Below are 1,334 nucleotides of genomic sequence, written 5' to 3'. Positions count from 1 at the left end.
CGGGCGAGGGCGCGCAAGGCGCGCAGGGCCCTGAGGCGGGCGGCCAGGGCGGGGTCGAAGGCGACGGCGGCGTCGATGGCGGCGCCGGCCTCGGCCGATAGTTCGCCGTCGACGCGGCGCATCAGGGTTTCGTCGTCAAAGCGGGTGTCGGGGGTCATGCGCTCACTCCCTGTTCGGCCAGGGTCTGGATCAGGGTCTGGCGGCCGCGCACGAGGCGGCTGGTCAGGGTGCCGGCGGGAACGCCCATGACCTGGGCGGCCTCGGCGTAGGACAGGCCGTCGATCAACACCAGGGCCACGGCCAGTCGCTGGTCGTCGGGCAGGGCCTGGATGGCGTCGCGCACGGCCAGGGCGTCGGCGCGCAGGTCTTCGCCGGCCAGGGCTGTGTCGGCGACGCCGGGCGTGAGGTCGTCGGCGGGGGCAACCACACGGGCCCAGCGCGCGTTTGATCGGGTCTGGTCGATGAAGATCCGCCTCATGATGGTGAAGGCCCAACTGTCCAGCCGGGTGCCGGGGCGAAAGCCGCCGCGACGGGCGAGGGCGCGCTCGACGGTTTCCTGCACCAGATCATGGGCGTCGGCGTCCGACCGCACGAGCACACGCGCGAAACGGCGCAGCCTCGGCAGAAGGTCCACCAGCCCCGTCTGAAACTCGTCCAAGCAGAAAACCTCGTCATGGGGATGGAACGTCCCGCCCCCATCGTTTCATCCCTTGTCGTGCATCGCCAAAGGCTTTTGAAAAGAAGGACGTTCCCCGGAATGACGCCCATGTCGATACGGATGCTTTTATCGACCCTTCTCGCGGCTGTGGCCATGGCTGTGTCCGGTGGATCCGCGGCGGCCCAGATCAGCCTGCCTGGCGGCATCGGCGGGGGCCTCCCGCAGACGCCGGGGTTGCCGGGCGGAACGCCGGGCCTGCCGGTCGATCCCGGGTCATTGCAGGGGATGACGAGAGGCCGGCTTGAGCGGGCGCTTGAAGTCCCGTCGCGGCTGCAGGCGTTGATCCGGCGCTCGGACGGGGCGCTCGAGGCCGATCCCGAGGGCTGGCCGGTTGTGCGGGGCGAGCTGGTGGCGGTGGACCTGTCGCCCGAAGGCCGGCGCCGGGCGCTGGCCGCGGGGTTTGTGGTGGTGCGGGAAGAGCGCCTGGCGGCGCTGGACATGACCACGGTGGTGCTGACGCCGCCGCGCGGGCTCTCCTTGCGGCGGGCGATGGCGCGGCTGCGGGAGTTCGATCCGGGCGGCAGCTATGCGTTCAACCATGTGCACGCGCCCGCGGGGGAGCTGGCCGGGGCCGGGGCCGACTCCGCGTCGGCGGTCTTGCCGGCGCTGCAGGGCG

1 protein-coding gene and 1 pseudogene are annotated in these 1,334 nt (G+C 72.0%); one reads left to right on the top strand and one right to left on the bottom strand.

All coding sequences use genetic code 11. The features are described 5' to 3' along the window. Positions 1-154 precede the first annotated feature (154 nt). Positions 155-658, bottom strand: a complete 504-nt coding sequence (locus tag QQJ79_RS15330; RefSeq protein WP_284223795.1) for an RNA polymerase sigma factor — start codon at positions 656-658, stop codon at positions 155-157. Positions 659-766: 108 nt separating this feature from the next. Between QQJ79_RS15330 and QQJ79_RS15325 the strand changes: the two are divergent. Beyond that, positions 767-1,334, top strand: a pseudogene (locus tag QQJ79_RS15325) (S8 family serine peptidase); the annotation flags it as partial.

The sequence above is a fragment of the Brevundimonas denitrificans genome (assembly GCF_030160755.1).
Lineage (GTDB): Bacteria > Pseudomonadota > Alphaproteobacteria > Caulobacterales > Caulobacteraceae > Brevundimonas > Brevundimonas denitrificans.
This window is presented reverse-complemented; position numbering and strand designations above follow the sequence as displayed.